We start from the raw sequence: 16,569 nt of genomic DNA, 5'->3' as shown, positions 1-16,569 counted from the left end.
GCCGTTCGTGGGACAAACACGTCGTTCAGGAGGACGGTAGCGGCTGAACGGTTTCGGATAAAGCAGCCGTGCGCGCGGCGACGAGCTGTATTGTGGAAACGAGCAGTCGCAATTTCGACGCGAACGCGGCCGAAACGGCAAGCCTGCACCTATCGCGTCGCTACATGGACGTGGACGCATATTTCAAATTGAATAGCTTCCGCCCGAAGATCGTCATCCAGATCGCGAAGTGGCGATCAAGCGGCAGCTGGGCAGGCTTCCGCGTTTCGACTGGTTCCAGCCCTCCCCTTGCGTCATGACGGTTTGAGCAGCACCCTTCGAGGTGGCGACGGGGATGAGGAACAGAGTTTGGCGCGAGCTGCAAAGAGCGGAAATGACGAGGTTGCGCGTGTCATCCAACGCGCCGACATCGAAATCGTGGCAAAATCCCTGGGCATCCAGGTCGACAACAGGGGTCGGCAGCCACTTCGTGCGATCTGCCCGTTCCACGACGACAGCGATCCATCCCTCAACCTGTACAAGGGCGGCGCAGCAGCCGGCGAACGAGACCACTACCATTGCTTCGTCTGCAGCGCGCACGGCGATGTCGTCTCTCTCGTCCAGAATTTCGAGCGGATAGGCTTCTGGGAAGCGGTTCAGAGGCTCGCAAGCATCCAAGGGGTGGAGATCGCGTCATCGCGGCGCGCACCCGTGGATCGCCGCAGCGGCTCGGCGATCGTCTCCGAACTCATTGAGAACGCGCCTGTCGATGATGCAAGCCTCATCGCCTTCGCCGCTGATCGCGGTTTCGACGCTGACTTCATCAAGCGATCACACGCAGCCGTGATCGATCTTCGAGAGATTTCCAGACAGGCTCAGGCTGACAGGACAATCGAAGAGCGACTGGTCGAAGCCGGCATTCTTCGCCGGGGTGAGAGAAAGGGCAACGAGCCGGAGCTCTATGGCCCCAGCTTGAAGAGCTTCTTTGGCGGGCGACGTCTGGTCTTCAAGATCACGGACGTTCACGGCGAGACCGCAGGCTTCGCCGCCCGTGCGACGGGCGGCGACGTTCCAAAATACCTATTCTCGTACGATTTTCCGCGTCGAAGCACGTTGTACGGGCTCGACAGCATTGCTCATCACGTCCGATCCACCGCGACAGACGCCTGTGCCGGGCCCATCGAGATCTACCTGGTCGAGGGAATATTCGACGTTCTCCGGTTGCGATCGTTCGGCCTCCTAGCGGCGGGTGTCCTGGGTTCAAGGATCGCATCGGGCCAGCTGGCGAACCTGAGCGGCGTCATCCAGTCCGCCCGGGATACCGGACGACAGGTCGTGCTACGCCTGCTGTTCGATCGTGACGCCGCCGGTCGGCGTGGGACGTACGACGCTGCGATCAGCTTGCTGACCTTGCTCGGTCAAACCCACCCGTTCGATCTGGAGGTGATCTGGCCGGCCGGCGACGGAGAAGCCAAGATCGATCCGGATTCGTGGCTGAAGGGGCTCGATAGAACGCAGGCTCTTCAAACCCTTGGCGCCGCACGGCTTCCGGCGCTGACCTTTCTTGCGGCCTTCCGCCTGGGCGCTGATCCTCACGCGATCGAATGGGAAAAGTACGGCCGGCTGAAAATCGCGGCGGAGGCGCGCGCGGTCGCGCTCTCCATCCCTGGCGCAGTATGGTCAAATATCCTCGCCCCGCTGGACACGGGTAGTGCGGGTGACGGCCTAGCCGAATTCTCGGCGCTGGTGCGCGGCTACGGTGGGCACGTCATCGTGCCAGGCCAATCCGCCGAACTGCTCAAAAGGTATCGGGATCCAACCGACGATCGCGCAGACCTGCTTTCCGCGCTCACGCTCGGGCGTTCCTCGACTTCGCGTCGAGAATATCCGCTCGACGACTACGCGTGGGAACGGCTGACGGTCGCGGCTTCTCCCCTGTTCCACATCCACCGGGCCAGGCTTGAAATCGGAGATGGGCCTTCGGCGCCGTTGCTATCCCGATCACTCCCCAAGGGAGATGATCGCTACCGACTCAAATCCGGCCCCGTGGCGGAGGATGCCCTACTCCAGCAATATGTGATGCTCGAGTTGCTCAGGGATCGCCTCGACTGCCAGTCATTCGCGGAGATGATCCCGGCTGTCCGATACGCACCGGAACGTGGTGCCGCCAAGGCCCTCTACCGGACTGGATCCACTGGCGAACGCACTTCCCTGAGCTTCGCATATCAAATCGACATGGACATCGTGAACGGAGAACGTCCGCCTCGACGCGAGGGCATCTTCCGCCCTTACTTCGAATGCTGGCGGTCATTCGTCGATTTCCTCGATGACAGGATCAAGCGCTTCGAACACGAGGAGTTGCAGATCCTCCGCCTCGACATAACCGGGTTCTACGACAACGTCAGGCGGGACGTCGTCTCGGGCGCATTGGTGGGGCCGCTCGAGCACGCGCTCAATCTTCTTCCCGCGGCAGATGACGACACACCTGGATTCGCTCCGATGCTAAGGCCAGATGCGGGTCACAGCACGGCAGGCCGTGCCGAAGCCGTCACCGGTTTCCTCCTCAATCATAGTTTTGGCCTAAGCTACCTCGATCCCGAAACGGGCAAGTCCAAGATTCATGACCAGCGGCTCGGCATTCCGCAGGGCCCCGACCTTTCCGCCTATCTAGCGAACATTGCCTTGTTCGACCTAGACGACATGATGGAAGCTGAGATCGATCAGCTGGCCAGGGTCGATCGCGGAAGTACGAGCGACGACGCGCCGCCAAGGTGTGCCGCTGCATATGCGCGGTATGTGGACGACGTCGTTCTGATCTGTCGCGATCTCGAGACGGCGAACGCCTTGAGGCGAAAGGTAGAGGCGTGGCTTGCGCTGAAGGGGCTTACGCTCAATCGTAAGAATGTGACCCCGCCGCCGATGACCCGCGCTGAGGCGCGGGCCTGGCTGACTGACAACAGAGCCGGTTTCGGTTTTTCGGGACCACTTGCTGACCTGCCTAACACAGACGCGATGGACCCCCTTGCGGATGCGGGCGAGATCGACCGGAAAACCGCCCTCGGTTTACTCTTCGATCCTGAGCTGGATGATCCCGCGAACGCCGACACAAGTCTTGTCCGGTTAGGCATGGCGCTCAGCGCCCCGGACATACGGTTCAGCGATCGAGCCAGCGCCTATCGACGTCTTTGGTGTCTCGCCGCGAACAGACCTGACGTTGACGACGGGCAATCCCTCGCGGATGCCTTCTGGTCCATGCTCCTACAAGCCGAACCCCAAACGGCACTTTTGGCCGGCAGTGAGAAGGCTCTCGATATCGGACTGGCCTGCCTCGAAGGTCTGGATCGGGCCTTACGATCATCCACGCACATGAACACACTGGCCGAGGAAGCGTCGGAGCAAGTTGCGGCAATTCTCCTGCGGCTGTCCGCAAATGTTCTCGACGACGTTTTCACGCCGCTCGCCAGCCACGTGCTGGGCGGTCCGAAGATAGCGCTTCTGCTTAACCGGTTCGACATCAGATGTCAGACGGCGATCATCGCATGCCTGGCGGCACAGCGATTGCTAGACAAGGCCAAGCCGTTTGGGTTCGCTCGGGTCAGCCCGCATTTTTGGTCGGGAGAAGGTAGGCAACCACTTCCGGAGGGACTGCGCCTTTCACTCGTCAAGTTCGATCCTGCGTTCGCCCCGGCGGCACCGCCAAGCATCCTGCAGGGACAATCCAAGACAGATGCCGCGTTTGCCAACCTCAACCGAACGATCGTCGCGCTTCAGCGTGTCGCATCCCACGGGGCGGACGAGGAACCCATCCCCTACGACGCCGCAGTCGCCGAGGAGCTCAGCCCGATCGCCAGTCTGACAAGCTTGATCATGCGGGTGTGGACACCCTCAGACACCGGTTCTCACGTCTCCCATTCGGCGCAGGCCATCGAGCTCGATGCCGCAGCAACACTGGTCAACATCACCTACGCGAACTTCGCGGACGTCGCAGCGCGGCGGCCCAGGTTGATGCACCTCATAGCAAACACCTCCAACGCCGTGCCACTGCCCTCGCCGCCAGGTCTCGAGACTTCTGGAATCATGCTTTGGTGCGATGAGAACAGATTGCTTCTGGCCACCGCCGAAGGGGCAGATGCGGCGCCGGTCGGGACGAACTGGACGGACGCCAGCACCCAGTCCGTCCCCGGGATACGACTGAGGGTCTCAGATCTTCCGGGCGACTACGCGCCTCTGTTCCTGATGAAACGAGAATGGACTCCCGGCGCGATAGCCACCGTCTACCGCGCGGGCTTTCCGGCGTTCGCCGCATCCTTGTTGACCGTGGACGGTCGCGTACCTGTACCCACAGCATTCTCGTTCTTCGTCAGAATGGCGTCGGAAGCTGAGGATCTCACTGCCATAAAGCTCATCAGCTGGGACGCATCGCGCGACAGCGTCGATAGCCTCGCGTTCGTCCGCGCCGGCACCTCGCTTGGCGCGAAGAAGGTCTTCTTCGACGGCGCCGACTACTGGCGATATGGCTGGGCCGTCCGCGATGTCTGCGAGCGCGCCAATCTGGCGACAGATGAGGAGCCTGGCATCGATGCCGACGCACTTACAAAACTTCACCGCGACATCCAGCGCCGCGAGGCGATCGTGGTTCGAGTGCTGCCAAAGCTTTCCGGCGCAGATCGATGGGGCGCCGGCGATGTCACTGCCGAGAAACCAATACCAACCCGAGTCGAACGAGCACTAAGCCTTCTCGAGCATTTCGACGCCTCCCAATCCCCCGCAAGCCACGCAGCCTATCTCGTCGCGGCGATGGCCGAGGGCATGTACATGAGCGAGAGGATCAACTCGGACGTCAATCTCGGAACGCCCGGGCAGCCCGCGGCGCTCATGGTCAGCTCCTCCCGCCGACTGACGCGAAGTCTTCCCGAGGCCGTGAAGCTCTGGCCGGGCACGATCGACGCGCCGCTTCCATACCGGAGAAGTGCCGCAGCATGGCAAACCATAAGTGTCAAAATCGCCGACCATATCCCCGGTGTCGCCCGCAGCGCTGTTCCTCCGCTCGTGAACCTTTCGCTTGGGGTGGGTATTCTCGCCGCCGTGGCCGATATCCGGGCGCTGGCGTTCGAACTGACAAGCGGCCTGCCGCGCGAAGCAATCGAGCAGTTGGAGCAGTGTGGGCTCGAGCCTTCATGGTTGAGCGATCTCGTCGGGCTCGACGTGATCCTCGTCGATGCAGACGGCAGCGATGTCGATCTCAGCCTGGATGGCCAGGCGCGCACGCTGCTCAAGACATTCAGCCAGATCGTGCTCGGACGCAAAGGTGGCCTCGGTGCGCTGCGCGACCGCATCGCGCCGACGGGCTGGGCGGTTCTGGTCGCGATCCTCCTTCAGGTGGCGCCCTTGCGCCAGAGCCGAGAACGCCTGAGACCCCGTCTTTGGCCGATGGATGCGACCAGGCTCGCCCAAGCCGAGACCGCACTCTGCGAACTCATCGGGTTTTTCGCCAGCACGTGCGAAACTCCGGAAACAGACGAGGAGTGGCCGTGGGGCGCATTCCAGGAGTTGGGACGAAACAAGCCGAGCGATCTCGCCGCCGTGCTGCGCACGCTGACCGAATGCGCTCGTCTCGACGTGACCAACGAGGAATCCTGGTCGAACCCCCGCACCGGCGAGTCGCAATCCGATCGAGCGGTCATGCGACTGGCGGACGGAAGCTCGCAGAGCCTGGCGGACTGGCAGGTCGACATCGCCCACTCGCGCGGGGAGCGAGGCACGGCGACCGAGGCCCACTCCGTGGGGAGCCGAATGCGCTTCCGCTATTCGGTGAGCAGGCGCGAAGATCAGGTGCTCGGCATGCACCTCATCTCGCGGCAGCTCGCCGATGCCGTCTTTGGGGAGCATGGCGAGTTCCCAAACACGGCAGCGACTTCCCCAACATCAATTCAGGGAGGGGATCCGTTCGATGCCGGTCCGCGCGGGTCCTCATCAAACCTGGAGCGCACCGAAACGCCAGCGATCGAGATCGGAGGGGAGCCACGAGCGGATACGGAAACGGACGCAGCAGGATCGACGCCTGCTCCAACGCCAGCGTCGGTGCAACCGACAGACGCGGACGACCTCGGAATTCCGCCGCTCGAATCGCTTCGGAGAATTCAACGCTCGTCGTGGACAGCCCGAGGAAAGGACAAGAGCTTAACCGCACGCCGACTGGCCATCGTGCAGTGGGACGTTGCGGAGACGTACTCCTCGCCTGGAGACGGAGACGGCAAACTTGAAGGATTGCTGGCCCCGGCGAGCAGCATCGTTGCCGCCAACGGAAAAATCAAAAAAGGCGGCGTGTTCGTATCGACGACCGAGTTTAGACGGCGCGCGATTCTAAAAGAGGTTCTCGAGGTTTGTAAGCAGTTTAAGGTCGAGGGGATCGTACTTCCGGAATACAGCGTCCGCCCCGAAACGGTCAACTGGCTGGCGCGGCGCATTCGAGCGATGGCGCTACCCGTTACAATCTGGTCGGGCACGTTTCGGGTGCCATCGGGCACCCAGCTCGACCGAAACTATCTGCCAAATGCACTGGTGCCGTTCGTGACGGCGGACCTCGCGACAGCACCCGCCGGCCGCGACCGATGGGAGGCGCATACCGCCCTCCTGTCGTGCCTTCGAACTGTGGAGAGCAAGGACGGGCAAGGGATCGATTCCGCGCATTTCGTTCGACAGAAACGATATCCTTCCGCGGCGGCCGGCGAACTGATCAGACCGCCTCTAAACATGTCCTGGTCTCCGCAATTGGACAATGTGACGGATCCCTTCGACATCGGCACTTTTACGCTCGAGCTCATTTGCTCGGAAATGTTTCCACATGCGAGCAGCGCGAATTTCGTTGGCGTCATAGAGGAAAATCACGAACTCGCGCGCCGCTATCAACTTCCGAATAGCAGTCTGGCGCCATTCGAATATCTCAGCAACGACATCTACGAGTTCGCCAGATGGACCGCGTACCGAAATCCATTGACGGTAGTCGGGGATCCACATGACAAACTCGCGCGAGGAAAGAAGCTTCAGCGTACGCTCGTCGTCCTGCCGGCGATGACCGCCCGCTCCGCGGATTATCACATATTCGGGCAAAACCAGTATCTCGCGACGGGCCTGGTAACGGCATTCTGCAATGCAGTGTCCCCACCATATGGATGTGGCCAGAGCGCCTTCGTCGGCCTGGACGGCTGGAAGATCACCGAAGCAATCCGCACGCCCTACGGCTCTAAGTCTCCCGGCGTATTTCAGCTCGGCAGCAGCAAACATAGCGGACCACTAGGTAAAAACGAGTCGGCCATCGTCATCGCCGATCTGGACCTGCTTCGAACGACCGAGCAGAAACCGACTCCGCACTACCAGACCAAGGCATTGAAGCTCGTGGCGCATCTGCCGATGATTTTTGCGACAGAACGGGGACGCGGGGGTGAGGCTGCGGGCGACTATCCGCATAAGGATCGCCGAGTTCGCAAAAAGGCGGTGAACGGGTTCGAGAAGATCTTTGAAGAAGCCGCGTACGTCCTTCTAGCCGCCCTGCAGGCTGAGGGTTCGTGGCGTTCCGTCGGGAATGTGGCAAATCCTGCAACATCCCCGTCGGCGAACTACATTGGCGCCATAGATGCTACCCGTAATGCCTTGCTGCTGCTGGAGCAGTTCGTCGACGATCCTTCATGGATGGTCAAGCGAACCGCGTCGTTCGCGGATGAACGTTACAAATTCCCCCCGTTCTCGCCGCTACCTGTCCTCGTGGACTGGATCTACGTCGACGATCGCTGGCAGCCCGATCCCCGGATGCTGGCGCAGCCCGCAGGCGAAGAAGATGCGCTTACATCTGACCGGCCGGTCCTCGCGGTACCCGCATCGATGGAGGACGACCCACGTCGAGAGGCGGGCTGAACGGCTGACGGACTAGTGCTAGGGGTTGAAAATGATTGATGATCCTGAAAGCGTCGTGCGAGAGCTTGAGGCGAGCGGCAAATACCGTGTGCTCCGCAGGCTCGATCTGCCTCGGCAGCTTGCGGAGAACCTCGGCACTCCAACCAGGTGCGGCATCTTCCTCGACATCGAGAGCACAGGTCTCAACCCCGTGCTGAACGAACCGATCGAGTTCGCGATGGTGCCATTCGAATATACGCCGGATGGCAGGGTGGTCGCCGTTCGCGAACCACTCCATCAGTTCAACGAACCAACGGAAGCCATCCCTTCAGAGATAACCGCCATAACCGGACTCTCGGACGCCCACGTTGCCGGTCACAAACTCGATGTCTCCGCCATCGAGATGTTCGCCGCGCAGGCCGCGATCATAATCGCGCACAACGCCGCTTTCGATCGCCCATTCGCGGAAAGGATCTCGTCAGTGTTCGCTGCAAAGCCGTGGGCGTGCACGATGTGCGACGTACCGTGGAAAGAGGAAGGCATCGAAGGCCGTCGACTGTCGGATCTGCTCTCGAGATTTTCATATTTCTTCGACGCGCACCGCGCCGTCGACGACTGCAATGCAGGCATTGCGCTGACCACCATGACATTGCCCGTCAGCGGTCGAACGGTTCTCGACAGGCTTCTGGAGGTAGCGCGTCAGCCGACCTGGCGAATTTTTGCAGAAGGGGCGCCGTTTGAGACAAAGGAGGTTCTCAAACAGCGCGGTTACCGATGGAACACGGACGCTGCCGTTGGCCCGCGCGCGTGGCGCATCGACGTCGACGAAGCCAGAGTTGAAACCGAAATCGCGTTCCTCAAGACGGAGATCCTGGGTTCGCGATCGATCCCGTCCGTGAACGAGATAACCGCCTTCCAAAGATATTCGGCAAGGAACAGGTGAACCTCAGGCCGGTGGTGCCGGCAATGTGGCTGCCCCCGCAGGAAGTGGTACGACACCTATAGGCCAAATGACCGGCACGGTCAGCTCTACGAATCGCAGGATGACCTCGCCAGCACCGCGAGCCCACGCGGCCTTGGGCAAACAGGTGCGGGCCATGAAGACCATGAGGTCATCGCGCTACGTGAACGAACGTCTGCTTACGCTGGCTTGGCGCTCCAAAGCGGCCGTGCCGTTATCCACCATTCGACGGGCGGCCGTGGCCCCTGCCCCCCTCTGCTGAACGAACGGCAGCTTACCGCGGTGGGTTGCCTGAAAGCGGACAGGCCGCTTTCCACCAGTTTTGCCGAAATGCGGACGGTCCACATTCAAATACGCTCATGCCACGAGCACGCTTCGGCAGCGATTTTCGCCGAGATCGGAGCAGCGTCTTGGTCCGGCACGGCGTCGATCATCCCTATGACGATGTCCGCCCAGGACTGAAGCATCCGCCTACGCGGGGATAGGTAGAGCGCACTGTTGTAAGCCCCCCTCACATCGTCGCGTTCCGCATGCGCGAGCGCCATCTCGATCCAGTCGGGGCGGTAGCATTCGGCCTCATTGGCCCATGTCGACGCGATCCCGCGAAATCCGTGGACGGTCTGACGCCCGCGATAGCCCATCCGGTAGCAACCGTAGATCATGGTATTCTGGGAGATGGGTTTCCCAAGCTTGTCGCCGGCAAAGACATAGGTCCCTGCACTCAGCCTCCGCAGTTCGGCCAGCAGCGCCACGACGGCCGGTGCAAGCGGCACAATATGCTCGCGTTGCATCTTCATGCGCGCAGGAGGCACCCGCCAGATCGGGTCAGTGGTACCCAGCCCCGCGAACTCATCCCATGTCGCCAGCCGCGTTTCGTTCGTTCGCGCCCAGGTGAGCAGCGTGAACAACAATGCCCCGCGGGTGACCGCGCGCCTTTTCGGCGTCTCATCACCATCATAGCGGTCAATCGCGCGAACGAGCAGCGGCAGCTCGTCTATACCAACCCTGGCCATATGCCGGGTGCGAGGCTTGGGCTTGAGCAGGTCGCTCAGATGCTCGGCCGGATCCCTGTCAGCCCAGCCCTGCGGAATCGCGAAGCGGTAAATCTGACTGACATGCTGCTTGAGAGTAAGCGCTGTTAACTTACCACGCGGGCGGCGTAGGCCCATGGCATAAGGTCGCCGATGGCATTGATACGGTGGCCGTTGGCGAGACGCTTCAGGGTGTCGGCGAGCCAGGCCTGTGGGTCGACGCGGTTCAATTTGGCGGTTTCGATAAGCGAGGCGATAACCGCCCAGTTGTCTCCGCCGTCGTCGGAGCCTGCAAAAAGCGCGTTCTTGCGGTTGAGCGTCAGCGGCCGGATGCTGCGCTCGACGGTGTTGGAATCCAGTTCGACGCGTCCGTCGTCGAGGAACTGGCAGAGGCCGTCCCAGTGGCTCAGTGCATAGCGGATGGCTTCGGCGAGGCCACCCTTGCGGCTGATCTGACCGAGCCGCATCTCAAGCACGCGGTGAAGGTCGTCGATGATGACCCGGCTGCGTTCCTGCCGGACGGCCCGGCGTGCCTCGGCCGACTGACCACGGATGTCGGCCTCAACGGCATAGAGCTGCGCGATGCGCGCGAGAACGTCGGTTGCGACCGGCGACGTCCCGCTCGCTGCCTGCTCGAAGAAGCGACGACGCACGTGTGCCCAGCAGAAGGCGAGCTGCACGTCGCCGATGCGCGCGAGCTTGCCGTATGCGGCATAGCCGTCGACCTGCAGCACGCCGCGGAAGCCGGCGAGATGTTCGATAGGCTGCTCGGCCTTTCGGTCGGGCGCGTAACGGTAGGCGACCGCGGGCGGGTCGCTGCCGCCCCATGGTCGGTCGTCGCGCGCATAGGCCCATAGCTGACCGCGCTTGGTGCGGCCTCGTCCCGGGTCGAGCACTGGCGCCACGGTTTCGTCGGCGAACAGTTTGTCCGAGCGCTTGAGCGTGTCGAGCAGATGGTCGCGCAGCGGTCGCAGCCACCACGCCGCGCGCCCGGTCCAGTCGGCCAGCGTCGAACGGTCGAGTTCGACGCCCTGCCGGGCGTAGATCTGCGCCTGCCGGTATAGGGGCAGGTGGTCGGCGTATTTGGACACCAGCACCTGAGCGACGAGCGCCTCGCTGGGCAGGCCACCGTCGATGATATGCGCAGGTGCCGGTGCCTGCACGGGCGCCGCCTCACATTCACGGCAACCATAGCGCGGGCGGCGGGTGACGAGGACACGAAAGGTTGTGGGCACCACGTCGAGCCGCTCGGAGACGTCATCGCCGATGACGTGCAGAGCACCACCGCAGCAGCCGCATGCCTTGTTCTCGATGTCGACGACCTGCTCGACCCGTTGCAGATGAGCGGGAAGGCGCCCGCGGTTGGTCTTGCGCCGGCGCGGCTCGCGCGGGGTGGCCGCAACGGCATCGAGACTGGCGGCGACCACGCCAAGTGCCGTTTCGGTATCCTCGAACGCCATCTCCAACTGCTCGTCGTCGAGCTTCTCGGAGCGTGCACCGAAGCGGTGCCGACGCAGCGCGGAGATGATGTCGTGCAGCCGGGCCAGTTCTGCCTCGGCATGGTCGTTGACGGCGCTGAGCCGTACGATCTCTGCCTGAGCCTCCGCCTCGACCGCCTGCAGGACGGCAATTTCCGCCTGCTTCTGCTCGTTGGTGGCACGCAGCGAGGCGAGTTCTTCATCGTGCGATCGCAACTGCGCCATGGTCGCAACGAGCATGGCGCGCAGAGCGTGCGGATCAGATGGAAGGTCAGCCTCAAGCAGCATCGCGGAGCAGTGAATCAGGCCGCTCGCGCGGCGTCAACCGGGCAGTTGCGGCGCCACCGGCTTGCGACCGCCATGGACCCGGCGCCAGTCTGAACCCTCGAGCAGCACCGCCATCTGCGCGGCCGTCAGCCGGATCACGCCGTCCCGGATACCTGGCCAACGAAAGCCGCCCTGCTCGAGCCGTTTCGCCATTAGGCACAGACCCGTGCCGTCCCACCAGACCAGTTTGACCCGGTCCGCCTTCTTCGCACGGAAGACATAGACCACGCCCGAGAACGGGTCGGCGCCGTACTGAGCCTTCACCAACGCCGCGAGCGAGTCCGCACCTTTGCGAAAGTCCACCGGCGCGGTCGCCACCATGACCCGCGCGTCGCTGCCAGGACCGATCAACGCGACACCTTCAAGGCATCGATCACCGCGGCGATGACGCTGGCATCCGCACCGCGCCCGATCTTCACCGCCACACCATCGATCTCCAACTCAACCATGCCATCGGCACGCGCCTGTCGGGAACGCCGTCGGACCGATCGCTCTGGAACAGCGGTGACCGAAGCCGGCTCGATGACCGCAGGCACGAACACCGGCGCTGCCGCCTCAATGGCTTTCCGCGCCTCCCGCCGCCACGTGAACAGTTGCGATGGACATAGCCCGTGGCGTCGGGCCACCGCGCTGACGCTTTCCAGCCCCGCGTAGCTCTCCGCCAAAATCCGAGCCCGGGTCTCGTCTGCCCACTCGCGACGCCGGCCCGCTCCCGTAAACACCTCGAACCGGACCGGCTTAGTGCCAGCATCGTCACATGACATCGTCATGGCTGTAGGCCTCCCTGCTTTTCAGAAAGGCCGATCCGTCCGCGCTTACGCAGCCCTCAACAAGGTGCCCGCAGAACAGCGCTTACGATGTTTCTGTGTCTTGCGTTTGAAGAGCATTACTTTTGACAAATATTTGGACGACCAGACGCAATACACACCGCACTGCTGGCTGCGCGGCCCATCGATGCGGTTCATGCGTAGAATGCATAGCGACGTGAGCTATTTTCAGTCGCTGGCTCCCGAATGCCGGTAGTGCCAACATACATTTAACGATCATGACAGCTATCGACCGAGCAGCCGGTGCAGCGCTGGCTTATTCGGGCATGACCTGCTGCGTCCCACAAGAACACAGCAGGTCATGCCCTACTGACCAAGCCTGATTACATCGGCTGGCTGTTAGCCATTCACAGCGGTCAGGATCGCCCGGCCATAGGCGGTCTTCTTGAAGCGCTCACCGGCCTCCCGCGCTTGGTCGGCGGTAATGAAGCCCATCTCGTAAGCGATCTCCTCGAGGCACGCGATTTGGATACCTTGCCGGTGCTGAAGCGTGCGGACGAACTCGCTGGCTTCGAGCAAGGAGTCGTGCGTACCCGTATCAAGCCAGGCGTAGCCACGGCCCATCTGTTCGACGAACAGGTCGCCCGCTTCCATGTAGAGACGGTTCAGATCGGTGATTTCAAGTTCACCGCGGGGGGACGGCTTCAGGTCACGGGCGAACTGGACGACACGGTTGTCGTAAAAGTACAGACCGGTGACCGCGTGGTTCGACTTGGGACTTTCGGGCTTTTCCTCAAGGCTGATCGCCTTGCCGCCTTCGCCGAACTCAACCACGCCATAGCGCTCGGGATCCTCGACGCGGTAGGAGAACACCGTCGCGCCGCCCTTGCGTGCAACCGCGCTGGCCAGCAGCTCGGTTAGATGTGCGCCGAAGAAGATGTTGTCGCCAAGCACCAGCGCGACATTGTCGTCACCGATGAAGTCCGCACCAATCGTAAACGCTTGGGCGAGGCCCTCGGGCTTAGGCTGCTCGGCATAGACGATCGATAGGCCGAGCGCCGACCCATCGCCGAACAGGCGGCGGTAATTGTCGATGAACTCGGGTGACGAGATGATCAGGATATCGCGGATGCCGGCCAGCATCAGCACCGACAACGGATAATAGATCATCGGCTTGTCGTAGACCGGCAACAGCTGCTTGTTGACCGCAAGCGTAGCCGGATGGAGGCGCGTGCCCGAGCCGCCTGCGAGAATGATGCCCTTCATATGCTGTGTTCCTTGCTGGCCGTCGGGCCGATCAGTTCGTCGAGAATATCGCTTAGTGCCGCCTGCCAGGGCCGCGGTGCAATGCCGTACGCGGCCGTGATCGCGACGTGGCTGAGCAGCGAGTTGCCGGGGCGTGCCGCAGGTGTCGGGTAGTCGCTGCTCGGGATCGGAACGACCGCACAGCTTGGCCCACCACGCAGCGCTGACTGGCGGAAAATCTCCGTCGCGAAGTCGGCCCAGCTGATGTCGCCGGCGTTGGAGAAGTGGAAAGTGCCGGTGGGTGCGCTCTCGTCCTCGACCAGTCGCACCGTCATCGTCATCAACGCATGTGCCAGGTCCGCCGCGCCCGTTGGGCTGCCGCGCTGGTCGGCAACGACGGTCAGGCTGTCACGGGCCTCACCGACGCGTAGCATGGTCTTGATAAAATTGGCCCCGTGCGCGCTGACCACCCATGCGGTGCGGACGATCGCATGGCGCGCACCGCTGGTCCGGACCGCCAGCTCGCCCCCGAGCTTGGACGCGCCATAGACGCCGAGCGGCGCGACCGGGTCATCGATCTCCCAGGCTCCCGTCTTGTCGCCAGCAAAGACATAGTCGGTCGACACTTGGACGAGCGGGATTGCCGCCTTCGCGCAAGCCTCACCGAACGCGGCGGGTGCCATCGCATTGACCGCCCATGCGGTGACGACATCGGTCTCGGCCTTGTCGACCGCGGTATAGGCAGCCCCGTTTATGACCGCGGACCAGCGCGCCCCGGCCCCATCGGGACCGGCAGCAACTCTGGCGGCGATCGCGGCCGTATCCCGCAGATCGAGCGTATCCTGATCGACCGCGACGACCGTCCAGCCCTCGGGCCAGGCGCAACGCTGCAGCTCGGTGCCGAGCTGGCCGTTGGCCCCGGTGACGAGGACGGTGCGGACAGATGTCGTCATCGCCGATTCTCCCTGTAGACAGTCATACACGAGGACACGTCAGACGCTCGCACCGCGACGCTCGGACGCCTTGGCTGCCACCAGCGGCCGCCACCAAGACTCGTTGTCGAGATACCAGGCGATCGTCTTCTCGATACCCGTTTCGAACGTCTCGGCCGGCTCCCAGCCGAGCTCGTTCTTGATCCGGCTCGCGTCAATCGCATAGCGCTTGTCGTGGCCGGGACGGTCGGCGACGTACGTGATCTGCTCGGCATAGGACTTGCCATCGCCGCGCGGACGCAGTCGGTCGAGGATCGCGCACAGCGTCTTCACGACCTCGAGGTTCTGCTTCTCGTTGTTCCCGCCGACATTGTAGGTTCTGCCGGGCTCGCCCTTTTCGAATACGGCATGGAGCGCGCGGACGTGATCCTCGACGAACAGCCAGTCGCGGACCTGGTCGCCCTTGCCGTAAACCGGCAGGTCACCGCCATCGAGCGCCTTGGCGATCATCAGCGGAATCAGCTTTTCAGGGAAATGATACGGCCCGTAATTGTTCGAGCAGTTGGTGATCAGCACCGGCAGGCCGAAGGTATGGCCCCATGCCGAGACGAGATGATCCGAGCCGGCTTTCGACGCCGAATACGGCGAGCGCGGATCGTACGGCGTGTCCTCGGTGAACAGCCCGGTGTCGCCGAGCGAGCCATAGACCTCGTCGGTCGAGATGTGGTGAAAGCGGAATGCCGCCTTCGCGTTGTCGTCCAGACCGAGCCAATAGGCACGCGCCTCGGCCAGCATCGTGTAGGTGCCGACCATGTTGGTCTGGATAAAGGCGCCGGGACCATCGATCGAGCGATCGACGTGGCTCTCGGCGGCGAGATGGGTGATGATCTCGGGCTTGAACTCGGCGATCGCGGCCTTGACGGCGTCGGCGTCGCAGATGTCGCCCTGAACGAAGCGGTAGCGGTTGCTGTCGGCGACGCGCTCGACCGTGGTGAGCGTGCCGGCATAAGTCAGCTTATCGAAGTTAAGCACTTCGTGCTCGGTGTTCTCGATCAGGTGACGAACGAGGGCCGAGCCGATGAAGCCGGCCCCGCCGGTAACGAAAATACGCATGGATCTATCCTTTATGCGAGCGGCGCCAAAGGGCGGCCGTCATAGGGAAAGGGACTGTCGAAATCGGCGAGAAGCGGCTGTACCGCATCCTTGGCCGACAGTTCGGGAGTGGTGCCAGCGGGCAGCTGCCAATCGATGCCGATGGCGGGGTCGTCCCAACGGATGCCCCCGTCATTGGCGGGCGCATAGGTGTCCGAGCATTTGTAAGAGACTTCGCAAGTGTCCTCAAGCGTCACGAAGCCGTGCGCAAAGCCAATCGGGATAAACAGCTGGTGGCCATTTTCCGCCGACAGTTCGGCACCGACCCAATGGCCAAAAGTTGGCGACCCTTTGCGGATATCGACGGCGACGTCGAAGATCCGGCCGCGGATGCAGCGCACCAACTTGTCTTGACCGCGCGATGGGGTCTGAAAATGCAGCCCTCGCAGCGTATACGCCGGGACCGACAAAGAGTGGTTGTCCTGCACGAACGTGCAGGTGATGCCGATCTTCGCGAAGGCCTCGCGGTTGTACACCTCGACAAACCAGCCTCGGGAATCGCCGTGGCGTGTAGGCCGGATAAGTTGGACCGGAGACGGTTGGGAAGTCATTCCGGGCGGGATACTGGCACGTTCGGCTTCCAACAAGGTCGTTATCCTAGATGATTATCGACAAAAGGGGGTCGGGATCGTCCAGATGCCCGAAACCGATCAAAATGGCCAGATAGATGAATGCCGCGCGTACGCGGAGATGCTGGCCGCGCGTACGCGGAGATGCTGGGTGTGTCGGTCCCACCCTTGCGTATGATAGACGCGTGGCCGATCGACGGGGAAGGTTGGCATTTTAGGGGTCGACCGCTCTCTGCCG

The 16,569-nt window shown here is 62.5% G+C and carries 10 protein-coding genes; 2 read left to right on the top strand and 8 right to left on the bottom strand.

Going from position 1 to position 16,569, the window contains the following annotated elements; all coding sequences use genetic code 11:
* Positions 1-303 precede the first annotated feature (303 nt).
* Both NLI89_RS08475 and NLI89_RS08470 read left to right on the top strand, forming a co-directional pair.
* On the top strand, positions 304-7,890 hold the full coding sequence (locus tag NLI89_RS08475) for a CHC2 zinc finger domain-containing protein (RefSeq protein ID WP_254686639.1): 7,587 nt from the start codon (positions 304-306) through the stop codon (positions 7,888-7,890).
* 31 nt (positions 7,891-7,921) lie between these two features.
* Entirely contained in the window at positions 7,922-8,812 is an 891-nt protein-coding gene (locus tag NLI89_RS08470) for a 3'-5' exonuclease (RefSeq protein WP_254686638.1), read from the top strand.
* A 365-nt stretch (positions 8,813-9,177) separates the two neighbouring features.
* Here the strand turns inward: NLI89_RS08470 and NLI89_RS08465 are convergent, their stop codons facing one another.
* The 8 genes from NLI89_RS08465 to rfbC all read right to left on the bottom strand — a co-directional run bounded on the left by NLI89_RS08465 (position 9,178) and on the right by rfbC (position 16,349).
* Entirely contained in the window at positions 9,178-9,999 is an 822-nt protein-coding gene (locus NLI89_RS08465; RefSeq protein ID WP_254686637.1) for a tyrosine-type recombinase/integrase, read from the bottom strand.
* The gene (gene tnpC, locus NLI89_RS08460; protein WP_439144497.1) at positions 9,969-11,483 is read right to left on the bottom strand and encodes an IS66 family transposase; all 1,515 of its coding nucleotides are present in this window, start codon (positions 11,481-11,483) and stop codon (positions 9,969-9,971) included. The genes NLI89_RS08465 and tnpC overlap by 31 nt, the downstream gene beginning before the upstream one ends.
* Before the next feature lie 177 nt (positions 11,484-11,660).
* Positions 11,661-12,017 carry an IS66 family insertion sequence element accessory protein TnpB gene (gene tnpB, locus NLI89_RS08455; protein ID WP_254686635.1) on the bottom strand — a complete coding sequence of 119 codons (357 nt, stop codon included), beginning with the start codon at positions 12,015-12,017 and terminating at the stop codon, positions 11,661-11,663.
* The gene (tnpA, locus tag NLI89_RS08450) at positions 12,014-12,436 is read right to left on the bottom strand and encodes an IS66-like element accessory protein TnpA (RefSeq protein WP_254686634.1); all 423 of its coding nucleotides are present in this window, start codon (positions 12,434-12,436) and stop codon (positions 12,014-12,016) included. The genes tnpB and tnpA overlap by 4 nt, the downstream gene beginning before the upstream one ends.
* A gap of 396 nt (positions 12,437-12,832) precedes the next feature.
* The gene (rfbA, locus tag NLI89_RS08445; protein ID WP_254686633.1) at positions 12,833-13,699 is read right to left on the bottom strand and encodes a glucose-1-phosphate thymidylyltransferase RfbA; all 867 of its coding nucleotides are present in this window, start codon (positions 13,697-13,699) and stop codon (positions 12,833-12,835) included.
* A complete protein-coding gene (gene rfbD, locus NLI89_RS08440; protein ID WP_254686632.1) occupies positions 13,696-14,631 on the bottom strand; it encodes a dTDP-4-dehydrorhamnose reductase in 936 nt (311 codons plus the stop codon). The genes rfbA and rfbD overlap by 4 nt, the downstream gene beginning before the upstream one ends.
* A gap of 39 nt (positions 14,632-14,670) precedes the next feature.
* Entirely contained in the window at positions 14,671-15,723 is a 1,053-nt protein-coding gene (gene rfbB, locus NLI89_RS08435; RefSeq protein ID WP_254686631.1) for a dTDP-glucose 4,6-dehydratase, read from the bottom strand.
* An 11-nt stretch (positions 15,724-15,734) separates the two neighbouring features.
* Positions 15,735-16,349, bottom strand: coding sequence for a dTDP-4-dehydrorhamnose 3,5-epimerase (gene rfbC, locus NLI89_RS08430; protein WP_368077256.1), 615 nt, complete (start codon positions 16,347-16,349; stop codon positions 15,735-15,737).
* Positions 16,350-16,569 lie beyond the last annotated feature (220 nt).

Source organism: Sphingomonas faeni, from assembly GCF_024273235.1.
GTDB classification, from domain to species: Bacteria; Pseudomonadota; Alphaproteobacteria; order Sphingomonadales; family Sphingomonadaceae; genus Sphingomonas; species Sphingomonas faeni_A.
The sequence above is the reverse complement of the archived record's forward strand: the minus strand, read 5'-3'. Positions and strand labels throughout refer to the sequence as shown.

Coding starts and splice junctions, on each gene's coding strand:
- NLI89_RS08470 (WP_254686638.1), top strand. CDS start 7,922: ATGATTGATGATCCTGAAAGCGTCGTGCGAGAGCTTGAGGCGAGCGGC.
- rfbA (WP_254686633.1), bottom strand. CDS start 13,699: ATGAAGGGCATCATTCTCGCAGGCGGCTCGGGCACGCGCCTCCATCCG.
- rfbB (WP_254686631.1), bottom strand. CDS start 15,723: ATGCGTATTTTCGTTACCGGCGGGGCCGGCTTCATCGGCTCGGCCCTC.
- NLI89_RS08465 (WP_254686637.1), bottom strand. CDS start 9,999: ATGGGCCTACGCCGCCCGCGTGGTAAGTTAACAGCGCTTACTCTCAAG.
- rfbD (WP_254686632.1), bottom strand. CDS start 14,631: ATGACGACATCTGTCCGCACCGTCCTCGTCACCGGGGCCAACGGCCAG.
- tnpA (WP_254686634.1), bottom strand. CDS start 12,436: ATGACGATGTCATGTGACGATGCTGGCACTAAGCCGGTCCGGTTCGAG.